At 73.0% G+C, this 17,965-nt stretch carries 16 protein-coding genes and 1 pseudogene; all 17 read right to left on the reverse strand.

Annotated features, from left to right (window positions below; all coding sequences use genetic code 11):
* Positions 1-105: 105 nt before the first annotated feature.
* The 17 genes and pseudogenes from QUE47_RS15640 to ndk all read right to left on the reverse strand — a co-directional run bounded on the left by QUE47_RS15640 (position 106) and on the right by ndk (position 17,954).
* Positions 106-405, reverse strand: a complete 300-nt coding sequence (locus tag QUE47_RS15640) for a DUF2469 domain-containing protein (RefSeq protein ID WP_123307506.1) — start codon at positions 403-405, stop codon at positions 106-108.
* 7 nt (positions 406-412) lie between these two features.
* Positions 413-1,330 (reverse strand): ribonuclease HII, encoded by a 918-nt coding sequence (gene rnhB / locus QUE47_RS15645; protein ID WP_286218034.1) that lies wholly within the window; start codon positions 1,328-1,330, stop codon positions 413-415.
* Positions 1,327-2,043: a signal peptidase I gene (lepB, locus tag QUE47_RS15650; protein ID WP_286218035.1), complete on the reverse strand. Its 717-nt coding sequence runs from the start codon at positions 2,041-2,043 to the stop codon at positions 1,327-1,329. The genes rnhB and lepB overlap by 4 nt, the downstream gene beginning before the upstream one ends.
* Positions 2,044-2,152: 109 nt before the next feature.
* A complete protein-coding gene (gene rplS / locus QUE47_RS15655; protein WP_286218036.1) occupies positions 2,153-2,509 on the reverse strand; it encodes a 50S ribosomal protein L19 in 357 nt (118 codons plus the stop codon).
* A gap of 227 nt (positions 2,510-2,736) precedes the next feature.
* On the reverse strand, positions 2,737-3,513 hold the full coding sequence (gene trmD / locus QUE47_RS15660) for a tRNA (guanosine(37)-N1)-methyltransferase TrmD (protein WP_286218037.1): 777 nt from the start codon (positions 3,511-3,513) through the stop codon (positions 2,737-2,739).
* 1 nt (position 3,514) lies between these two features.
* Positions 3,515-4,090, reverse strand: a complete 576-nt coding sequence (gene rimM, locus QUE47_RS15665; protein ID WP_286218038.1) for a ribosome maturation factor RimM — start codon at positions 4,088-4,090, stop codon at positions 3,515-3,517.
* A 91-nt stretch (positions 4,091-4,181) separates the two neighbouring features.
* Positions 4,182-4,421 carry an RNA-binding protein gene (locus QUE47_RS15670; RefSeq protein WP_286218039.1) on the reverse strand — a complete coding sequence of 80 codons (240 nt, stop codon included), beginning with the start codon at positions 4,419-4,421 and terminating at the stop codon, positions 4,182-4,184.
* Positions 4,421-4,849, reverse strand: coding sequence for a 30S ribosomal protein S16 (gene rpsP, locus QUE47_RS15675; RefSeq protein WP_286218040.1), 429 nt, complete (start codon positions 4,847-4,849; stop codon positions 4,421-4,423). The genes QUE47_RS15670 and rpsP overlap by 1 nt, the downstream gene beginning before the upstream one ends.
* A gap of 178 nt (positions 4,850-5,027) precedes the next feature.
* A complete protein-coding gene (locus tag QUE47_RS15680; protein ID WP_286218041.1) occupies positions 5,028-6,152 on the reverse strand; it encodes an amidohydrolase family protein in 1,125 nt (374 codons plus the stop codon).
* A gap of 32 nt (positions 6,153-6,184) precedes the next feature.
* Positions 6,185-7,789 carry a signal recognition particle protein gene (gene ffh / locus QUE47_RS15685; RefSeq protein WP_286218042.1) on the reverse strand — a complete coding sequence of 535 codons (1,605 nt, stop codon included), beginning with the start codon at positions 7,787-7,789 and terminating at the stop codon, positions 6,185-6,187.
* A 42-nt stretch (positions 7,790-7,831) separates the two neighbouring features.
* Positions 7,832-9,652: a [protein-PII] uridylyltransferase gene (locus tag QUE47_RS15690; protein ID WP_286218043.1), complete on the reverse strand. Its 1,821-nt coding sequence runs from the start codon at positions 9,650-9,652 to the stop codon at positions 7,832-7,834.
* Between the two features lie 83 nt (positions 9,653-9,735).
* Complete coding sequence (locus QUE47_RS15695; RefSeq protein WP_286218044.1) at positions 9,736-10,074, reverse strand: P-II family nitrogen regulator; 339 nt, start codon at positions 10,072-10,074, stop codon at positions 9,736-9,738.
* The gene (locus QUE47_RS15700) at positions 10,071-11,342 is read right to left on the reverse strand and encodes an ammonium transporter (RefSeq protein ID WP_286218045.1); all 1,272 of its coding nucleotides are present in this window, start codon (positions 11,340-11,342) and stop codon (positions 10,071-10,073) included. Before QUE47_RS15700 ends, QUE47_RS15695 begins: the two co-directional genes overlap by 4 nt.
* 271 nt (positions 11,343-11,613) lie before the next feature.
* Entirely contained in the window at positions 11,614-12,789 is a 1,176-nt protein-coding gene (ftsY, locus tag QUE47_RS15705) for a signal recognition particle-docking protein FtsY (RefSeq protein ID WP_286218046.1), read from the reverse strand.
* Positions 12,786-13,640 carry a hypothetical protein gene (locus QUE47_RS15710; RefSeq protein ID WP_286218047.1) on the reverse strand — a complete coding sequence of 285 codons (855 nt, stop codon included), beginning with the start codon at positions 13,638-13,640 and terminating at the stop codon, positions 12,786-12,788. The genes ftsY and QUE47_RS15710 overlap by 4 nt, the downstream gene beginning before the upstream one ends.
* Positions 13,641-13,769: 129 nt before the next feature.
* Positions 13,770-17,403, reverse strand: a pseudogene (gene smc / locus QUE47_RS15715) (chromosome segregation protein SMC).
* Between the two features lie 89 nt (positions 17,404-17,492).
* Positions 17,493-17,954 carry a nucleoside-diphosphate kinase gene (gene ndk / locus QUE47_RS15720; RefSeq protein ID WP_286218048.1) on the reverse strand — a complete coding sequence of 154 codons (462 nt, stop codon included), beginning with the start codon at positions 17,952-17,954 and terminating at the stop codon, positions 17,493-17,495.
* Positions 17,955-17,965: the final 11 nt, after the last annotated feature.

The following is a 17,965-nucleotide window of genomic DNA, read 5'->3' on the forward strand; positions in this document are numbered from 1 at the left end:
CCGGGCATCACCCTGGAGGGTTCGGGGGCTGCTCATCGCCAGGTGGTGAGGGCTGTGGAGCGTGGGGCCGCCGACCCGGCTGGGGACGACGCGCACCGGGAGGCGTCAGAGCTGGAGGTCCGCCTTGGCGAGCTCCTCGACGTTGACGTCCTTGAACGTCACGACCCGCACCGACTTCACGAAGCGGGCCGACCGGTAGACGTCCCACACCCAGGCGTCCGCGAGCCGCAGCTCGAAGTAGACCTCCCCGGCCGCGGACCTGACCTGCAGGTCCACGTGGTTCGCGAGATAGAACCGCCGCTCCGTCTCCACCACGTACGAGAACAGGTTCACGACGTCGCGGTACTCGCGGTACAGCGCGAGCTCCATATCGGTCTCGTAGTTCTCCAGGTCCTCTGCGCTCACCGGACCATCATTCCCCATGCCCCGGTCCCCGGTCGCCCGACCGGCCGACGGACACCCGAGCGGGCATCGTCGTGTGCAGGTCCGCGGGCGCGCCGTCGAGCGTGTCCCGCCGGCCGTCGTCGTCCCGCTCACCCGGCACGTCGACCGGCACATCGGCCAGCACGTCGTCCGGCACATCGACCGGCTCACTGACCGGCTCACAGACCGGCTCACTGACCGACACGTCGGCCGGCGCGCCGGGGAGGCGCCAGCTCCGTCGGTGCAGGTCCGTGGTGCCGTGCTGCCGGATCGCGGCCGTGTGCTCGGCGGACGCGTATCCCTTGTTCAGGTCCCAGCGGTAGGCGGGGAACCGGCCGGACAGCTCGACGAGCATCGCGTCCCGCTCGCACTTCGCGAGCACGCTGGCGGCGGCCACGGACGCGCAGCGCAGGTCGGCCTTGACGAGCGTGCGGACCCGAGGTGCCGGCGGTCCGTCGCCGTCGAGCTCCGAGAACAGGTCCGCCGGCGCGCTCAGCCAGTCGTGCGACCCGTCGAGCAGCACGACGTCTGGCGCTCCGACCGCGCGGGTCACGGTGTCGAGCGCCCTCAGCCCGGCGGTCCGCAGGGCGGCGATGATCCCGATCGCGTCGATCTCGTCGGCACCGGCATGACCGACCGCCGCGCAGACGCCCCAGCGGCGGGTCGGTGCGACGAGCGCCTCGCGGGCGCGCGGCGTCAGGAGCTTGGAGTCCGCGAGCCCGGGCGGGCACGGCCTCGTCCGGGCGTCCACGACGACCACGCCCACGCTCACCGGGCCGGCCAGCGCCCCGCGACCGACCTCGTCCATCCCGGCCACGAGCAGGGCGCCGTCGCGCAGCAGCCCGCGCTCGACCCGCAGGTCCGGGCGCCGGCGCGGCGCACGGACCGCAGCGGGCCGGCCGGTCACGGCGCCGGGACGTCCGCGAAGACGTCACCGGGGTTGCGCAGCAGGGTGAACCGGTCGAACGGCCAGACGAGGACGAAGGCGGACCCGACGACGTTGTCCATCGGCACGAAGCCGCCGCCCGGGTTGCCGGTGTTGTACCTCGAGTCGGCCGAGTGCTGCCGGTTGTCGCCCATCACGAACAGCATCCCGTCGGGCACGGTCGCGTCGAACTCGATCTCGCTCGGCTCGGACCCGGGCCTGATGTAGGTCTCGTCGATCCCGACGCCGTTCACCTCGACCCGCCCGGAGTCGTCGCAGCACGTCACGTGGTCACCGGGGGTGCCGATCACCCGCTTGATGAGGTGCTCGCCGCTGTCCTGGGGCAGGAGCCCGATCCATGTCAGGACGTCCGCGACGGGGCCCTTCTCGGGCGCGTAGCCCGGACCGAGCCACCCACCGGGATCCTTGAACACCACGATGTCGCCCCGGTTCACGTCGAACAGGTCGGGGACGGACCTGGAGACCATCACCCGGTCGTCGACGATGAGGGTGTCCTCCATGGACTCGCTCGGGATGTAGAAGGCCTGCACGACGAACGTCTTGATGAGCCACGAGAGCAGGAGCGCGGAGACGAGGACGATGGCGACCTCGCGAAGGAACGAGGGCTTGCGCCTGGCCCGGTGCTTCGACCCGTCGCTGACGGCGTCGCGGTCGTCCGCAGCTTCTTGGGTCACGCGGACACTCTGCCACCTCGCACCCGTCGCCGGGAAACCCGGGAACGACACGACGGGCGCCCACCGTGAGGTGGACGCCCGTCGGGAGCGTGCGGCACTACCGCGTCGATCAGCGCGCGGTGGTCTCGCGCTTCTCCTTGATCTTCGCCTTCTTGCCGCGCAGGGCGCGCAGGTAGTAGAGCTTCGCGCGGCGCACGTCACCGCGGGTCACGACGTCGACCGACTCGATCGTCGGGGAGTGCACGGGGAACGTGCGCTCGACGCCGACGCCGAAGCTGATCTTGCGGACGGTGAACGTCTCGCGGACGCCCTCGCCGTGACGACGGATGACGACGCCCTGGAACGCCTGGACACGAGAGCGCGTGCCCTCGATGACCTTGACGTTGACCTTCAGGGTGTCCCCGGCCCGGAACTCCGGGACGTCGCTGCGCAGCGACGCTGCGTCGATGCTGTCGAACTTCTGCATGTCTGCTCCTCGCGCCGCCACAGGTCGGTCGCGCATCTCGTGGCCCGCGCGTGCGCGGGCCGATCATCGGTCAGGGTTCGGTGCGTGCCCGCCGACGGCTCGCACGCATCCACGTGCTCGCGGGTTGTCAGCGGCAGGTGCCGGGCTCGGTCCGCGCTGTGACCAGCCGGACCCGTCCCGCACGACCTCCCCTGTGGCAGAGGTCGAGAACCACACACACCGAGGATCTATTCTGCCACAAGCCTGCCGTCGACCACGACCCAGCCGAGCCTGCCCAGCACATCGAGGTCCGCCCGGTCGAGCGAGGACACGTCAAGGGCGGCGATCAGGTCCGGCCTGCGCTGCGCCGTCCGACCCAGGGAGCGGTCGCGACGCCAGCGCGCGATCCGGGCGTGGTGCCCGGACAGGAGGACCTCCGGGACGTCGAGCCCACGCCACGTGGGCGGCTTCGTGTACACGGGGTACTCCAGCAGGCCGGCGGCGCCGTGCGACTCCTCGACGAGCGACTCGGGGTTGCCCACCACGCCCGGCAGCAGCCGGGCTACCGCCTCGACCATCACGAGCGCGGCGACCTCGCCGCCGTTGAGCACGTAGTCGCCGATCGACAGCTCGCTCACCGTCCCGCCCGCGGCCCGGTGCGCCTCGACGACGCGCGCGTCGATGCCCTCGTACCGTCCGCACGCGACCACGAGACGCTCCTGCTCCGCCAGCGCCTCGGCCGTGCGCTGGGTGAACGTCTCACCGGACGGCGTGGGGACGATCAGGTGGGCGGGCTCGCCCTCCATGACGTCGTCCAGCGCCGCACCCCAGACGTCCGGTCGCATGACCATGCCGGCGCCACCACCGGCCGGCGTGTCGTCGACGGTGCGGTGCCGGTCGGTCGTCCAGGTGCGCAGGTCGTGCACCCGCAGGTCGAGCAGCCCGGACGCGCGCGCCTTGCCGACGAGCGAGATGTCGAGGGCCGCGAGGTACTCGGGGAAGATCGAGACGACGTCGACGCGCACGTCAGTCCCCCGACTCTCGGCCCGCGCCACCGCTGGTCTCGTCGGAGACCTCCAGCCGGGCCGCGTCGCTCGCGAGGAGACCGCCGGGCGGGGTGAGCACGACCCGACCGCCCGCGACGTCGACGACGGGCACGATGGCCGTGACGAACGGGACGAGGGTCCGGGCGCCGCCCGGCTCCTCGACGACCAGCAGGTCGTGCGCGGGAGCGTTCTCGAGCCCGGCGACACGGCCCACGACGGTGCCGTCCTCGAGCTCGGCGCACAGCCCCGCGAGCTCGTGCTCGTACCAGGCGTCGTCCTCGCCCGCGTCGGTCCGCTCGTCCTCGACCTCGACGACGAGGTCCGTCCCCCGCAGGGACTCCGCCGCCGTGCGGTCGGAGATCCCGGCGAAACCGACGAACCACCGCCCGTTCGCGTTGCGGCAGGTGGCCACGGTCAGCGGGCCCCGCGAGCCGGGGTCGGTCTCGAGCTCGGCGCCCACGGCGAACCGCGTGGACGGGTCGTCGGTGCGCACCTGGAGCGAGACCTCGCCGCGCAGTCCGTGTGCCTTGCCGATCCTCGCGACGGTCAGCCGCATCTCGTTCCCTTTCCTGGGGTGGGACGCCGATGGCCCGGCCCCCGCAGGGACCGGGCCATCGGCGTCGTGCTCGTACGTGCTGCGTGCCGCCTCAGCGCCGGTCGACGTCCACGACGTCGACCCGCACCGGGCCGTCCTGGGCGATGCCCGAGACGATCGTGCGCAGCGCGCGTGCCGTGCGACCGGCGCGGCCGATGACACGACCGAGGTCGTCGGGGTGCACCCGGACCTCGAGCAGCTCGCCACGACGCAGCGCCTTCGACGTCACCCGGACGTCGTCCGGGTGGTCGACGATGCCGCGCACGAGGTGCTCGAGCGCGTCGGCGAGCATCAGGCCTCGTCGGACGCGGCGGCGTCCTCGGCAGGCTCCTCGGCCTTCTTCTGGGCTTCCTTCTCGGCGGCCTTGGCCTTGACCTTCTCGGCCTCGGCGGCGACGGCCTCGATCGCGGAGGCGGCGTCGGCCGGAGCCTCCTTGACGCGGAGGGTGCCCTCGGCGCCGGGAAGACCCTTGAACTTCTGCCAGTCGCCGGTCACCTTGAGGAGCGCCAGGACCTGCTCGCTCGGCTGGGCACCGACACCGAGCCAGTACTGCGCGCGCTCCGACTGGATGTCGATGAGCGAGGGCTCCTCGGTCGGGTGGTACTTGCCGATCTCCTCGATCACGCGGCCGTCACGCTTGGCGCGCGAGTCGGCGACGATGACGCGGTAGTACGGGGAGTGCGTCTTGCCGAGACGCTTCAGACGAATCTTGGTGGCCACAGTGGTGGTCTCTCCTGGTTCTGATGGTGGTGACCCGGTGCACGGCCTCGTGGGGCGAGATCGTGGGCGGGTCGGGACGCGGCGTCGCACGGTGAGAGGGGCCGGGCACGCCGAGTTCGGACCTATTCTGCCAGACGCGCGCGCAGCCTCCAACCCGACCGGCTCGTCGGGCAGGCTCTCAGGCCCGCGCGCCCGCCACGACCTTGCCGCGCAGGACGACGGCGCTCGGGTGCCGCAGCACCTCGATGTCCTCGCGCGGGTCGGCCGGGTAGACGACGAAGTCGGCGCTCGCGCCCTCGACGAGCCCGCCGCAGCCGAGGTACTCGCGGGACTCCCAGCTCGCCGCCGCGACCACGTCGCGCGCAGGCAGCCCGGCGGCGACGAGCTCCGAGCACTCGTCCGCGATGCGCCCGTGGTCGATGGTCCCGCCGGCGTCGGTCCCGACGAGCAGCTGGACGCCCGCGTCGTAGAGGTCCCGGACCTGCTCGTACCGCCGCGCGTGCAGCCTGCGCATCCGCGACGCGAACCGCGGGAACTTGCCGTCGGCCTGCGCCGCGAAGGTCTCGAACTGCGCGATCTGCAGCAGGGTCGGGGTGACCGCGACCCCGCGGTCGGAGATCTCGACCGCCGTGCCCGGATCGATCCCGGTCCCGTGCTCGATGCAGTCCACCCCGGCCGCCAGGAGCATCGGCACGACCTCGTCCGAGAACGCGTGCACGGTGACCCTCGCGGCCTCGGCGTGGGCCGCCGCCACAGCGGCGTCGAGCACGTCCTGCGGCCACAGCGGAGCGAGGTCCGCCTCGCCGCCGGCGCTGCGGTCGATCCAGTCGCCGACGAGCTTGACCCAGCCGTCACCGGCGCGGGCCTGCGTCCGGACCGCCTCGGGGAGCTGCTCCGGGTCGTCGAGCTCGAGCCCGTAGTGCCGCAGGTAGCGCTTGGGGCGGGCGAGGTGGCGGCCGGCGCGGATGAGCCGCGGCATGTCGGCACGCGCCTGGATCCACCGGGTGTCCCGCGGCGACCCGGCGTCCCGGATCAGCAGCACGCCCGCGTCACGGTCGGCCGTCGCCTGGGCCTCCGCCGTGGCGTCGTCCACGGGGCCGTCCGCCCCGAGACCCACGTGGCAGTGGACGTCCACGAGACCGGGGAGCACCCACCCGTCGAGGCGGCGCATCGACGAGCCCTGCGCGGAGGGCCGCGTCAACGAGACGCGACCGTCGCGGACCCAGACCTCCCCGACCTCGTGGTCGTGGCCGAGCAGGACATGCCCCTGCACGTGCAGGCTCGGACCCTCGTTCGCCGACATCTTCGCGTCCTCCGCAGCCTGTCCCGGACCCGTCAGCGACCGAGCAGCTTGTCGAGACCGGGCGGGAGCTCGACGTCTCCCGACGCCTCGGCCTTCGTCGGGGAGCCGAGCCCGCCACCGAAGGCCGAGCCGGGCGCCGACGGCGGGCGCTCCCCGGCGGCGCGCGCGGCGGCCGCGCGCTCCTGCTCGGCGCGCTTCGCGGGGTTCCCGGACTTGCCCTTCTTGCGGACCGGCGCCTGCGTGCGGCCCTTGGCCTTCTTGCCACCCATGCCCGGGAGGTTGCCCATGCCCGGCATCGCCGGCATGCCGCCGCCACCGCCCTTGTTCATCTGACGCATCATCTTCTGCGCGCCCGAGAACCGCTCGAGGAGCTGGTTCACGTCGCTCGTGCGCACACCGGAGCCCTTGGCGATGCGCGCCCGCCGGGAGCCGTTGATGATGCGCGGGTTCTCGCGCTCACCGGGGGTCATCGAGCGGATGATCGCCTCGATCCGGTCGACCTCGCGCTCGTCGAAGTTGTCGAGGGCCTCACGCATCTGGCCCATGCCCGGGAGCATCCCGAGCATCTTCTTCATCGAGCCCATCTTCTTCATCTGCTGCATCTGCACCAGGAAGTCGGCGAGCGTGAAGTCCTGGCCCGAGGCGACCTTCGCCGCCATCTTCTCGGCCTCGTCGGCGTCGAACGCCCGCTCGGCCTGCTCGATGAGGGTCAGCACGTCGCCCATGTCGAGGATCCGCGAGGCCATGCGGTCCGGGTGGAACACCTCGAAGTCGGTGAGCTTCTCGCCCGTCGACGCGAACATGATCGGCCGGCCGGTCACCTTGGCGACCGAGAGCGCCGCACCACCGCGTGCGTCGCCGTCGAGCTTGGTCAGGACCACACCGGTGAAGTCGACGCCGTCGAGGAACGCCTGAGCGGTCAGCACCGCGTCCTGGCCGATCATCGCGTCGATGACGAACAGGACCTCGTCGGGCGTCACGGCGTCGCGGATGTCGGCGGCCTGCTGCATGAGCTCGGCGTCGACACCGAGGCGGCCCGCGGTGTCGATGATGACGACGTCGTGCTCCCGGCTGCGGGCCGTGTCGACACCGTCACGCGCGACCGCCACCGGGTCGCCGGTCGGCACCTCGTCCTCGCCCGCGACACCGGGGTGCGGAGCGAAGACGGGGACGCCCGCGCGCTCGGCCACGACGGACAGCTGGTTGACGGCGTTCGGACGCTGCAGGTCCGCGGCCACGAGCAGCGGGGTGTGGCCCTTGGACCTGAGGTCGTGCGCCAGCTTGCCCGCGAGGGTCGTCTTACCGGCGCCCTGGAGGCCGGCGAGCATGATGACCGTCGGCGGGTTCTTGGCGAACCGCACCGTCCGTGCCTCGCCACCGAGGATCGCCACGAGCTCGGCGTTGACGATCTTCACGACCTGCTCGGCCGGGTTCAGCGCCCCGGACACCTCGGCCCCGAGCGCCCGCTCGCGCACGTTCGCCGCGAACTCGCGCACCACCGCGACGGCGACGTCCGCGTCGAGCAGCGCGCGCCGGATCTCCCGGATCGTCGCGTCGATGTCCGCCTCGCTGAGCCTGCCCTTGGTGCGCAGGTTCTTGAAGGTGGATGTCAGGCGGTCCGACAACGAGGTGAACAACGCGGTTCCTTACGGTTCGTGGTGCGAGCGAGCCGTACCAGCCTACCGGTCGCGGGTCGGCGTGTCGGCGTCGCCCGAGCCCTCCGGCGGCTCGCCGTCGCCCTCCGCACGGGCGGCGGCGTCCTCGATCGCGCGCCGGCCGCGGGCGACGAGGTCGTCGTGCAGCCGGGCCCGCCACGCCGTCCAGGCCGTCGGCCCGAGCGACGACGCGTCGGCCTCGGTGAGATAGCGCAGCACCTCGAGGAGGTCCCAGCGGTGCCCGACGGCGTCCAGCAGCTCCGCGACCGTCGCCGGGTCGTCGGGGTCGTGGTGGACGGCGAGCCGCGCCAGGGTGAGGTGGTGCCGCACGAGGAGAGCGACGTCGTCCGCCACCTCCTGACCGAACCCCATGCGCAGGACGACGTCCCTCGCCAACGGTTCGCCCGTCACCGAGTGGTCGTCGCTGCCCTGCCGCTTGCCGATGTCGTGGAGGATCGCGGACAGGAGCAGGAGGTCGGGCCGGGCGACGTCCTTGCGGTGCGCCGACGCGCGAGCGGCGGCCTCGACGAGGTGCCGGTCGACCGTGTGCCGGTGCGCGGCGGCCCGTTGCGGCCGGTTGCGCACGCCCGCCCACTCCGGGATCCAGGCGGTCACCACACCGGCGAGGTCGAGCGCCTCCCAGACGGGGATCTGGGCGTTGCCGGTGCCGAGGAGCTGGAGCAATGAGGTCCGGGCCGCCTTGGGCCACGGATCGCCTGGGGCCGGGCAGCGGGCGAGGCTCGCCACCGAGATCGGGGACAGAGTGAGGCCGGTCCGCGCCGCCGTCGCAGCGGCGCGCAGGGACAGCAGGGGGTCCAGCTCGGGCTGGGCCCCGATCGCGAGGACCAGCTCGCCGTCGTGCTCGACCAGGCCGTCCCCCACCGACCGCAGACGCGGGGCGGAGCGCCTGCCCCGGATGAGCACCGGCCGCTTCACGGACGGGCGCTGGAGCGCCTGACGCGCACGGCGGACCGTCGTGTCGAGCGCGTAGGACACCTCTCGGCCGGCAGCCGCGAGGCTCGCGAGGAGCTCGTCGGAGTCGTCGTAGCCGGTCATCGCCGCGACGTCGTCGAGGTCGGCCAGCACGATCCGGTTGGTGTGGCGCCCGGTGACGACGTGGACGGCGTCCCGGACGTCGAGCAGGTGCGTGTAGGCGCGGTCGACCGACCCGTGCGGGCGGTCCGTGAGCCAGGTCGCCGCCAGAGCGGACAGGACCACCGCGTCGCGGATTCCTCCGCGCGCCTCCTTCAGGTCGGGCTCGATCAGGTAGGCGAGCTCGCCCGACCGCTCGGCGCGTTCCTTGATCGACGTGAAGAGCTCGGGCAGCCGGCGGCGCGAGGCGGCCCGCCAGTCCCCCAGCACGGCGCTGGACGCGCGGTGCACGACGACGGAGTCCCCCGCCACCGCGCGCACGTCCAGCCAGCCGACGGCGGCCGGCACGTCCTTGGACGCCACCTGGCGGCACTGGGCCAGCGAGCGGACCGCGTGGTCGAGGTCTACCCCGGAGTCCCAGAGCGGGTACCAGAGCTTCTCGGCGACCTCCTGGACGGCCTCGGTCGAGTGGCTCCGCCCGTCGTGGACGAGGACGAGGTCGAGGTCGCTCGCGGGGCCCATGTCCCCACGACCGAGGCTCCCGACGGCGGCGAGCGCCATCCCGGAGTTGTCCACTCCCTCGGTGGCCTCGTCCCACAGCTCCGAGAGCCGCACCGAGACGAGGTCGACCAGAGCGGCCCGCCGGGCGACGCCGCTGCGGCCAGGACCGCTGAGCGATCGGGCGAGCTCGGTGATCTGCGTGCGGAGGTCCCGCACCCCAGCGGGGTGCGGGACCTCCTGCGACTCATCCATGCCGGGCGGCAAGGGTCGTTCGACCAGCCGGTCGGACGCGTCGCACGCTGCTGCCCGTCACCGGGTCGCGCCGACCGCTCGGGTCAGAGCGCACCGGCACCGTGCTCGCCGGTACGGACCCGGGCGACGTCGTCGACCGGGACGGTCCAGACCTTGCCGTCACCGATCTTGCCGGTCTGGGCGGCCTTGACGATGACGTCGGTCACCATGGCCGAGTCCGCGTCGTCGACGAGGATCTCGATGCGGACCTTGGGCACCAGGTCCACGGTGTACTCCGCACCGCGGTAGACCTCGGTGTGGCCCTTCTGCCGGCCGTAGCCGCTGGCCTCGGAGACGGTCATCCCACGGACTCCCGCTGCCTCGAGCGCCGACTTCACGTCGTCGAGACGGTGGGGCTGGATGATTCCGGTGACGAGCTTCATGCGCGGACCTCCTTGATGATCGAACCCTGCGGGACGGTCTCGTAACCGGTCTCACCGTGGACGGCGAGGTCGATCCCGCCGACCTCGGCCTCCTCGCTGACGCGCCAGCCCAGCGTGCCCTTCAGGATCAGGGCGATCACGAGGGTGACCACTGCGGAGAACACGATCGCGATGACGGCGATGATCGCCTGGACGGCGAGCTGGTTGACGCCGCCACCGTAGAACAGACCGGTGTCGGTCGCGAGGAACCCGATCGCGAGGGTGCCCCAGAGGCCGGCGACGAGGTGCACGCCGACGACGTCGAGCGAGTCGTCGTAGCCGAACTTGTACTTGAGACCGACCGCGAGGGCCGAGAGCACACCGGCGATGACGCCGACGGCGAGCGAGCCGACCGGGCTGACCGAGCCGGCGGCCGGGGTGATCGCGACGAGGCCGGCGACGGCACCCGACGCGGCACCGAGCGAGGTGGCGGAGCCGTCGCGGAGCTTCTCCGTGATGAGCCAGCCGATGATCGCGGCAGCGGTGGCCGTCGTCGTGTTGACCCAGGCGAGACCGGCGAAGCCGTCCGAGGTGAACGCGGAGCCGGCGTTGAAGCCGAACCAGCCGAACCACAGGAGCGCGGCACCGAGCATGACGAACGGGAGGCTGTGCGGGCGCATCGGCTCCTTGCCGAAGCCCTTGCGCTTGCCGACGACGAGCGCCAGGACGAGCGCGGCAGCACCGGCGTTGATGTGCACGACCGTGCCACCGGCGAAGTCGATCGGTGCGGCGATCCCGGCGAACGGGCCGTCACCGGAGAGGAGGCCGCCACCCCAGACCATGTGGGCCATCGGGAAGTAGGCGAACGTGACCCAGAGGGCGGCGAAGACCATCCAGGTGCCGAACTTCACGCGGTCCGCGATCGCACCCGAGATGAGCGCGACGGTGATGATGGCGAACGTCGACTGGAAGCCCACGCCGACGATGCCGGGCACGCCGTAGTCGTCGATGATGAACTCACCGCCGTCGTAGATCGCGCCCTGCAGGCCGAACTGGTCGAACGGGTTGCCGATGATCCCGCCGATGTCCGAGCCGTAGGACATCGACCAGCCCCACAGCACGTAGATCACGGCGACGACGGCGATCGCGCCGAACGACATCATCATCATGTTCAGGACGGACTTCGAGCGGACCATGCCGCCGTAGAAGAACGCGAGTCCTGGTGTCATCAGGAGCACGAGAGATGCTGACATCAGCATCCACGCGGTAGCTCCGGTGTCCAGTTCCATTTCTGAGTCTCCCCTCGCCAGCCCGGGGTGGCTGGTCGGGTTCAACCGTCGTGGACCCCGATTACGTCAGCGATGTCAGGGTGTTACGGGTGTGTGACGGGGCGCACCTTTGTGTAAACATCGGGTTTCGCGGTCTCGGACTGCGGGACATCCCCGGCCACCGTGACGTTCCCGTGACCTTTCCGGTCGTCTACCGACGGACGGCGAAGGACGGCGTGATCGCGCCGCAGGGCGCGAAAGGCAGGCTGCGCGCATCGCCGGCCGACACGGGTCAGGCGTCCCCGAGCAGCCCGTCCACGAAGCCCTCCGGGTCGAACGGCGCGAGGTCGTCCGCGCCCTCACCCAGACCCACGAGCTTGACCGGCACGCCGAGCTCCCGCTGGACCGCGACGACGATGCCGCCCCGCGCCGTGCCGTCGAGCTTGGTCAGGACGATCCCGGTCACGCCCGCGACCTCGCCGAAGACCCGCGCCTGGTTCATGCCGTTCTGGCCCGTCGTCGCGTCGAGCACGAGCAGCACCTCCGCCAGCGGCGCCTCCTTGGTGATGACCCGGCGGATCTTCCCGAGCTCGTCCATGAGCCCGGCCTTGTTCTGGAGCCGCCCCGCGGTGTCGACGAGCACGACGTCGACCGCGCCCTCGCGACCGCGGCGCACGGCGTCGAACGCCACGGACGCAGGGTCCGCGCCCTCCTTGTCGGAGCGCACGGTCTCCACGCCCACCCGCGAGCCCCACGTCTGCAGCTGGTCGGCCGCGGCCGCGCGGAACGTGTCGGCCGCCCCGAGCAGCACGCTCCGGTCCTCCGCGACGAGCACCCGGGCGAGCTTGCCGACGGTCGTCGTCTTGCCGGTGCCGTTCACGCCGACGACGAGCATCACCGCAGGGACCTCGACGCCGTCGCCGCGGGTCACCCGCGTCGCAGCGAGCCGCCGGTCGAGCGACGGGTCGATGAGACCGAGCAGCTCCTCGCGCAGCATCTGCCGCACCGCGCCCGGCTCGCGCACGCCCTCGACGCGGACCCGGGTGCGGAGCGCGTCGATCAGCTCTCCGGCCGGCCCGGCCCCGATGTCGGCGACCAGCAGCGTCTCCTCGAGCTCGTCCCAGTCGTCCTCGGTGAGGTGGTCGCGGGACAGCACCCCGAGCAGGCGCGCGCCGAGCGGCGAACCGGAACGGGCGAGCCGACCGCGCAGCCGGACGAGCCGACCGGCGACCGGTTCCGGGACGTCGAGGCGAGCCGCGGGCGGCGCCTGGTCGACCGGGCGCTCGAGGACGTCGGTCGACGCCGCTCCCCCGCCCGGCAGCCCGCCGTCGGCGTCGCCCGGCTCGTCGCCGGGCAGGGCGTCACGGTCGGGCGCGCCGCGGCGCCGGACGCCGGCGACGAGTGCGGTGGTGAGGCCCCCGACGAGGAGGACGGCGAGCAGGATCCAGAGCCAGAGCAGATCAGTCACGCAGAGATTCTCTCAGGCCCGTCCGTGCCTCGGCGCCGCACCGGGGCCCACACCGGAGCGAGCGCCGGTTCGTGGTCGTCGTCGCCGCGACCCGGGCTCTCAGGGCTGGCCACGCGCTCTTCCAGCTGTTCGTCCTGCTTATCGACCTGCTGCTCGTCGTGCTCGTCGACGCTCGCAGCACCGTCGCGGTCGTCCTCACGGTCCTCCTCACGGTCGTCCTCACGGTCGACCACGTCGTCCGCATCGCTGCTGGCGGACGCGACCACGACCCCGAGCGACGCCGGGCCACGCGCCGGGGCCGACTGATCGCTGCGGATCACGAGGTGCTCGAAGGCGGCGTAGGCCGCCGGGTCCGTCACGAGCGCGACGCGGTCCTGGGCCGGCGCAGGGTCGCCGGACGGCGCGTCGACGGGGACCCAGACGCCGTCGGCCTCGGACCGCTGCAGTCGCTGGATGTGCCAGGCCTCACGTGCCCGGTCGCGCGCCGAGAGCGCCTTGCCCTTCGCCGAGATCGCGTGGTCCCGGGCCCACAGGACCGGGACGGTGATCTGCGTCGGGTCGATGTACGGGGACTGCTCGACCTCGGTCGCTGCCAGGAACTCGCCGAGGCCGGTCCGCTCGCGGGCACGCCGGACCCGGGCCGGCACCTTCTCCTGTGCCTCCGCGTCGGCCGTGCGTCGCGACCCGGGACGACGGAAGAGTGATCGCAGACCGGACCGGAACTCGTCGAGGAGCTCACGGAACCCGCCACCGGACTCGCTCCGGTTGTCGCTCGTCACGATCCCCGCGAAGACGAGCACAGCCACGGCGGCGACGAGTGCCACCGACCACCAGAAGAAGAGTCCGACCATGCCCATATCCTCCGGTACGCGACGCCCGGGAGGCCCATCGACACGGCCCGGCCGGAACAACGACCACAGCATCTCCACAACCGTTGCGGTCCCGTGACGTCCGGGGGTCCGGTGGGCGTCGTCCCGGGGTCAGGCGGGGAGCTCCTCGCGCATCCGCTGGCTGATGACGGTCGTGACCCCGTCGCCTCGCATCGTGACCCCGTAGAGCGCGTCCGCGACCTCCATGGTCCGCTTCTGGTGGGTGATCACGATGAGCTGGGAATCTCGCTGCAGCTCGGTGAAGATCTCCAGCAGCCGCCCGAGGTTGACGTCGTCCAGCGCGGCCTCGACCTCGTCCATCACGTAGAACGGGCTCGGTCGCGCCTTGAAGATCGACACGAGGATCGCGACCGCCGTCAGCGACCGCTCGCCACCGGAGAGCAGCGAGAGGCGCTTGACCTTCTTCCCCGCCGGGCGGGCCTCGACCTCAATGCCCGTGGCGAGCATGTCGGAGGGGTCGGTCAGGACGAGCCGGCCCTCCCCGCCCGGGAACATCCGGGCGAACACCTGCTCGAACTGTGCCGCCGTGTCGTGGAACGCCGAGGTGAAGACCTCCTCGACGCGCGCGTCGATCTCCCGGACGATCTCGAGCAGGTCCGCCCGCGACTTCTTCAGATCGGCGAGCTGGGTCGTGAGGAACGTGTGCCGCTCCTCGAGCGCAGCGAATTCCTCGAGCGCCAGCGGGTTGACCTTGCCGAGGGTCTTGAGCGCCCGCTCCGCGGAGCGCAGGCGCTTCTCCTGCTCCGCCCGGACGTACGGGACCTCGGACGGCGCAGCGTCCTCGGCGGCCGGCTCACCGTCCGCGCCTCCCACGTCCGCGCCCCCCGCGTCCGTACCCACGACCGGGACCCCGAGGTGCGGGCCGAACTCGTCGACGAGCGAGGCAGGGTCGATCCCCAGCTCGTCGACGCAGCGGGACTCCACCTGCTCGATCCGCATCCGCTGCTGCGCGCGCGCCACCTCGTCACGGTGAGCCACGTCGGTCAAGGACCGCTGCTCCTCGGCGAGCTCGTCGACCAGTGACCGTGCTCGACCGAGGCCGGCGTCGTGCTCGGCGCGGGCGTGCTCGGCGGCGGCGCGCTCGTCGGCGGCGCGCGCGACCGCGCCGTCGATGCTCGCGAGCGCCCGGTCTGCGGCCTCCCGCACGTCGCGGACCTGCGCCGCCCGCGCCACCCGGGCCTCCTCCTTCGCGCGGGCCTGCTCTCGGGCCGCGCGCTCGGCCTGTGCGGCCCGGTCGAGGAGGCGGCCCGGCCCGACATCGCCCGTGCCCGCTCCTCGGCGGTACGCAGCGCGAGCCTCGCCTCGGTCTCGGCGGTGCGCGCCACCTGCGCGCGCTGCGCGGCGCCGTCGCGTTCGTGGGCGGCGTCGTCCGCATCGGCCGCCGAGTCCTCGGGCTCCGCCTGTGCCGCCTCGTACCGCTCATCGAGCTCGGTGAGCTCGGCGCGCGCGACCTGCAGCGTCTCCTCGGCGCGCTCGAGGTTCGCCGCGGCCCGGTCCGCCTCGGCGTTCGCCGACCGCGCGACCGACCCGAGCGTCCCGAGCTGCTCCGCGACCGCAGCGAGCGCCGCGTCGTTCTCGTCGAGCCGCTCGAGGGTCGCGCCGTAGCGCTCCTCGGCCTCCTCGACCTCGGCCCGTGCACCCACGAGGGCGAACCGGGAGCGCTCGCCCGCCGCGGTCGCCGCCGCCAGCGCGTCGCGCGCCTCGTCCAGTGCGGCCTGCAGGTGGATCACCCCGGGCGCCGACGCGGACCCGCCCCAGGCGCGGTCGGCCGCCAGCAGGTCGCCTCCCGGGTCACGGCCGTCACCGATCCGGCGCCGGTGATCAGGCGCCGCGCCACGGCGAGATCGTCGACGACGACGACGCCCGCGAGCAGACGCTGCACGACGTCGCGCGCGCTGCCCGAGGCGGTGACGACGTCGACCGCCCACCGGGCGCCCTGCGGAAGGTCGACCCCGTCCGGTCTCCCCGGTGCGGCGGACCCGCCGTCCGGACCTGCCTGGCCGCCACCGGGCGTCGGGCCCGCGACGACGAGCGACGCCCGCCCCGCGTCCTCGGTCCGCAGGTGGCGCAGCGCGTCGACCGCCGCTCCCACGCTCTCGACGGCGACCGCCTCCGCCGCCGGGCCCAGCGCCGCCGCGACGGCGTCCTCGAACCCGGGCTCGACGGCGAGCAAGGACGCGACGCTACCCAGGGTGCCGGCGACGTCCGCCCCAAGGAGGGCGCCGGCACCGTCCTTGCGCTCGAGGCTCATCTGGAGCGCCTCGACGCGAGCGCTCCACGTCGCACAGTCCCGGTCCGCGCTCGACTCGTCCGCGCGCAGCCCCTCGAGCACGGCGCGCGCGGCGTCGAGCGCGGCGGAGGCCTCCTCGTGCGCGGCGTCCAGCCCGAGCTCGCCCTCCTCGGCGCCCACGACCTGGGTCTCGAGGACCGCGAACTCCTTCCGGGAGGCGGCGGCGCGCTCACGCGCGTCGGCGACGGCCTCGCGCAGCCGCCCGATCTCGGCCTCGGTGGACTCCACGCGGCTGCGCCTCGCCGCGACGGTCCCGGCGAGGCGCGCCAGCCCCTCGCGCCGGTCGGCGACCGCCCGGTGGAGGTCGGCGAGCCGGGTCTCCGCGGCCCGAGCCTCGGACTCGTGCCCCTCCCGCACGCGGACCGCGTCGGCGAGCGTCTCGCGCGCGGTGACGACCTCGCTCTCGAGCTCGCGCTCCGTCTCGCGCACCTGCTCGGCCTGTCGAGCCAGCTCGTCCGGGTCCCGACCCTGGTGGGCGGGGGCCGCGGTACCGAGGTGGCGGAGCCGCTCGTCCGCGAGCGTCCGGGTGCTGCGCAGCTGTTCGCGCACGCTCGAGAGCCGGAACCAGACCTCTCCCGCCGCCGCCACGGCCGGGACCGCGGCCGCTGCGGCCCGGTCGAGCCGGCCGAGCTCGTCCCGCGCCTCGCGGAGCCGGGCCTCGACGTCCGCGACGCGCTCACGCAACGAGGCCTCGTCGGCGAGGTCCTGCTCGAGCGCGGAGGTGAGCTGCGCGAGGTCGTCGGCGAGGAGACGCGCCTTGGCGTCGCGCAGGTCGATCTGCACCGTCTGCGCCCGCCGGGCGACCTCCGCCTGCCGGCCGAGCGGGCCGAGCTGGCGCCGGATCTCGCTCGTCAGGTCCCCGAGGCGCGTCAGGTTGCCCTGCATCGCGTCGAGCTTGCGGAGCGCCTTCTCCTTGCGCTTGCGGTGCTTGAGCACCCCCGCGGCCTCCTCGACGAAGCCCCGCCGCTCCTCCGGGGTCGCCCGCAGCACCGCGTCGAGGCGGCCCTGGCCCACGATGACGTGCATCTCACGGCCGATGCCGGAGTCCGAGAGCAGGTCCTGGATGTCGAGCAGGCGGCAGGAGGACCCGTTGATCGCGTACTCGGAGCCGCCGTTGCGGAACAGCGTCCGGGAGATCGTCACCTCGGTGTAGTCGATCGGCAGGGCGCCGTCGGTGTTGTCGATCGTCAGCGACACCTCGGCGCGGCCCAGCGGCGGGCGGCCGGCGGTCCCGGCGAAGATGACGTCCTCCATCTTTCCGCCGCGCAGCGTCTTCGCGCCCTGCTCCCCCATCACCCAGGAGAGGGCGTCGACGACGTTCGACTTGCCGGACCCGTTGGGCCCGACGACGCACGTCACCCCGGGTTCGAACCTCAGCGTCGTCGCCGACGCGAAGGACTTGAACCCCCGGAGCGTGAGCGTCTTCAGGTGCACGGACGGCAGCCTAGTGCGGGTCGCGCCCGATCGTGCGGAACCCCGTCACCTCCGGGCGAGGCACCCGGCGACGGGGCGCGGCCCGGTCGTCAGAGCGAGGGGAACCAGAGGCCGATCTCGCGCGCGGCGGACTCCGGGGAGTCGGAGCCGTGCACGAGGTTCTGCTGGACCTTGAGGCCCCAGTCCCGACCGAGGTCGCCGCGGATTGTCCCGGGCGCTGCCGCCGTCGGGTCGGTGGCTCCGGCGAGCGAGCGGAACCCGGGGATCACGCCCTGCCCCTCGGCCACGACCGCGAGGATCTTGCCGGAGAGCATGAAGTCGACCAGCGGCTGGTAGAAGGGCTTGCCCTCGTGCTCGGCGTAGTGGGCCGCGAGGACCTCGGGGGACGCGTCCCTCAGGTCGACGGCCACCAGCGTGTACCCCTTGGCCTCGACGCGGCGCAGGACCTCGCCGCTCAGGCCGCGCCGGACGCCGTCCGGCTTGACGAGGATCAGGGTGCGTTCGATGGTCTCCGCGACGGCGGGGGCGACGGTCTCGGTGGTGTCGGTCATGCGGCCGAGAC

This window comes from Paraoerskovia sediminicola (assembly GCF_030296575.1).
GTDB lineage: Bacteria > Actinomycetota > Actinomycetes > Actinomycetales > Cellulomonadaceae > Paraoerskovia > Paraoerskovia sediminicola.

Coding starts and splice junctions, on each gene's coding strand:
- QUE47_RS15670 (WP_286218039.1), bottom strand. CDS start 4,421: ATGCTCGCCGACGCGCTCGAGCACCTCGTGCGCGGCATCGTCGACCAC.
- ndk (WP_286218048.1), bottom strand. CDS start 17,954: ATGACCGACACCACCGAGACCGTCGCCCCCGCCGTCGCGGAGACCATC.
- QUE47_RS15680 (WP_286218041.1), bottom strand. CDS start 6,152: ATGTCGGCGAACGAGGGTCCGAGCCTGCACGTGCAGGGGCATGTCCTG.
- rplS (WP_286218036.1), bottom strand. CDS start 2,509: ATGCAGAAGTTCGACAGCATCGACGCAGCGTCGCTGCGCAGCGACGTC.
- QUE47_RS15710 (WP_286218047.1), bottom strand. CDS start 13,640: ATGGTCGGACTCTTCTTCTGGTGGTCGGTGGCACTCGTCGCCGCCGTG.
- QUE47_RS15700 (WP_286218045.1), bottom strand. CDS start 11,342: ATGGAACTGGACACCGGAGCTACCGCGTGGATGCTGATGTCAGCATCT.
- QUE47_RS15690 (WP_286218043.1), bottom strand. CDS start 9,652: ATGGATGAGTCGCAGGAGGTCCCGCACCCCGCTGGGGTGCGGGACCTC.
- rimM (WP_286218038.1), bottom strand. CDS start 4,090: ATGCGGCTGACCGTCGCGAGGATCGGCAAGGCACACGGACTGCGCGGC.
- QUE47_RS15695 (WP_286218044.1), bottom strand. CDS start 10,074: ATGAAGCTCGTCACCGGAATCATCCAGCCCCACCGTCTCGACGACGTG.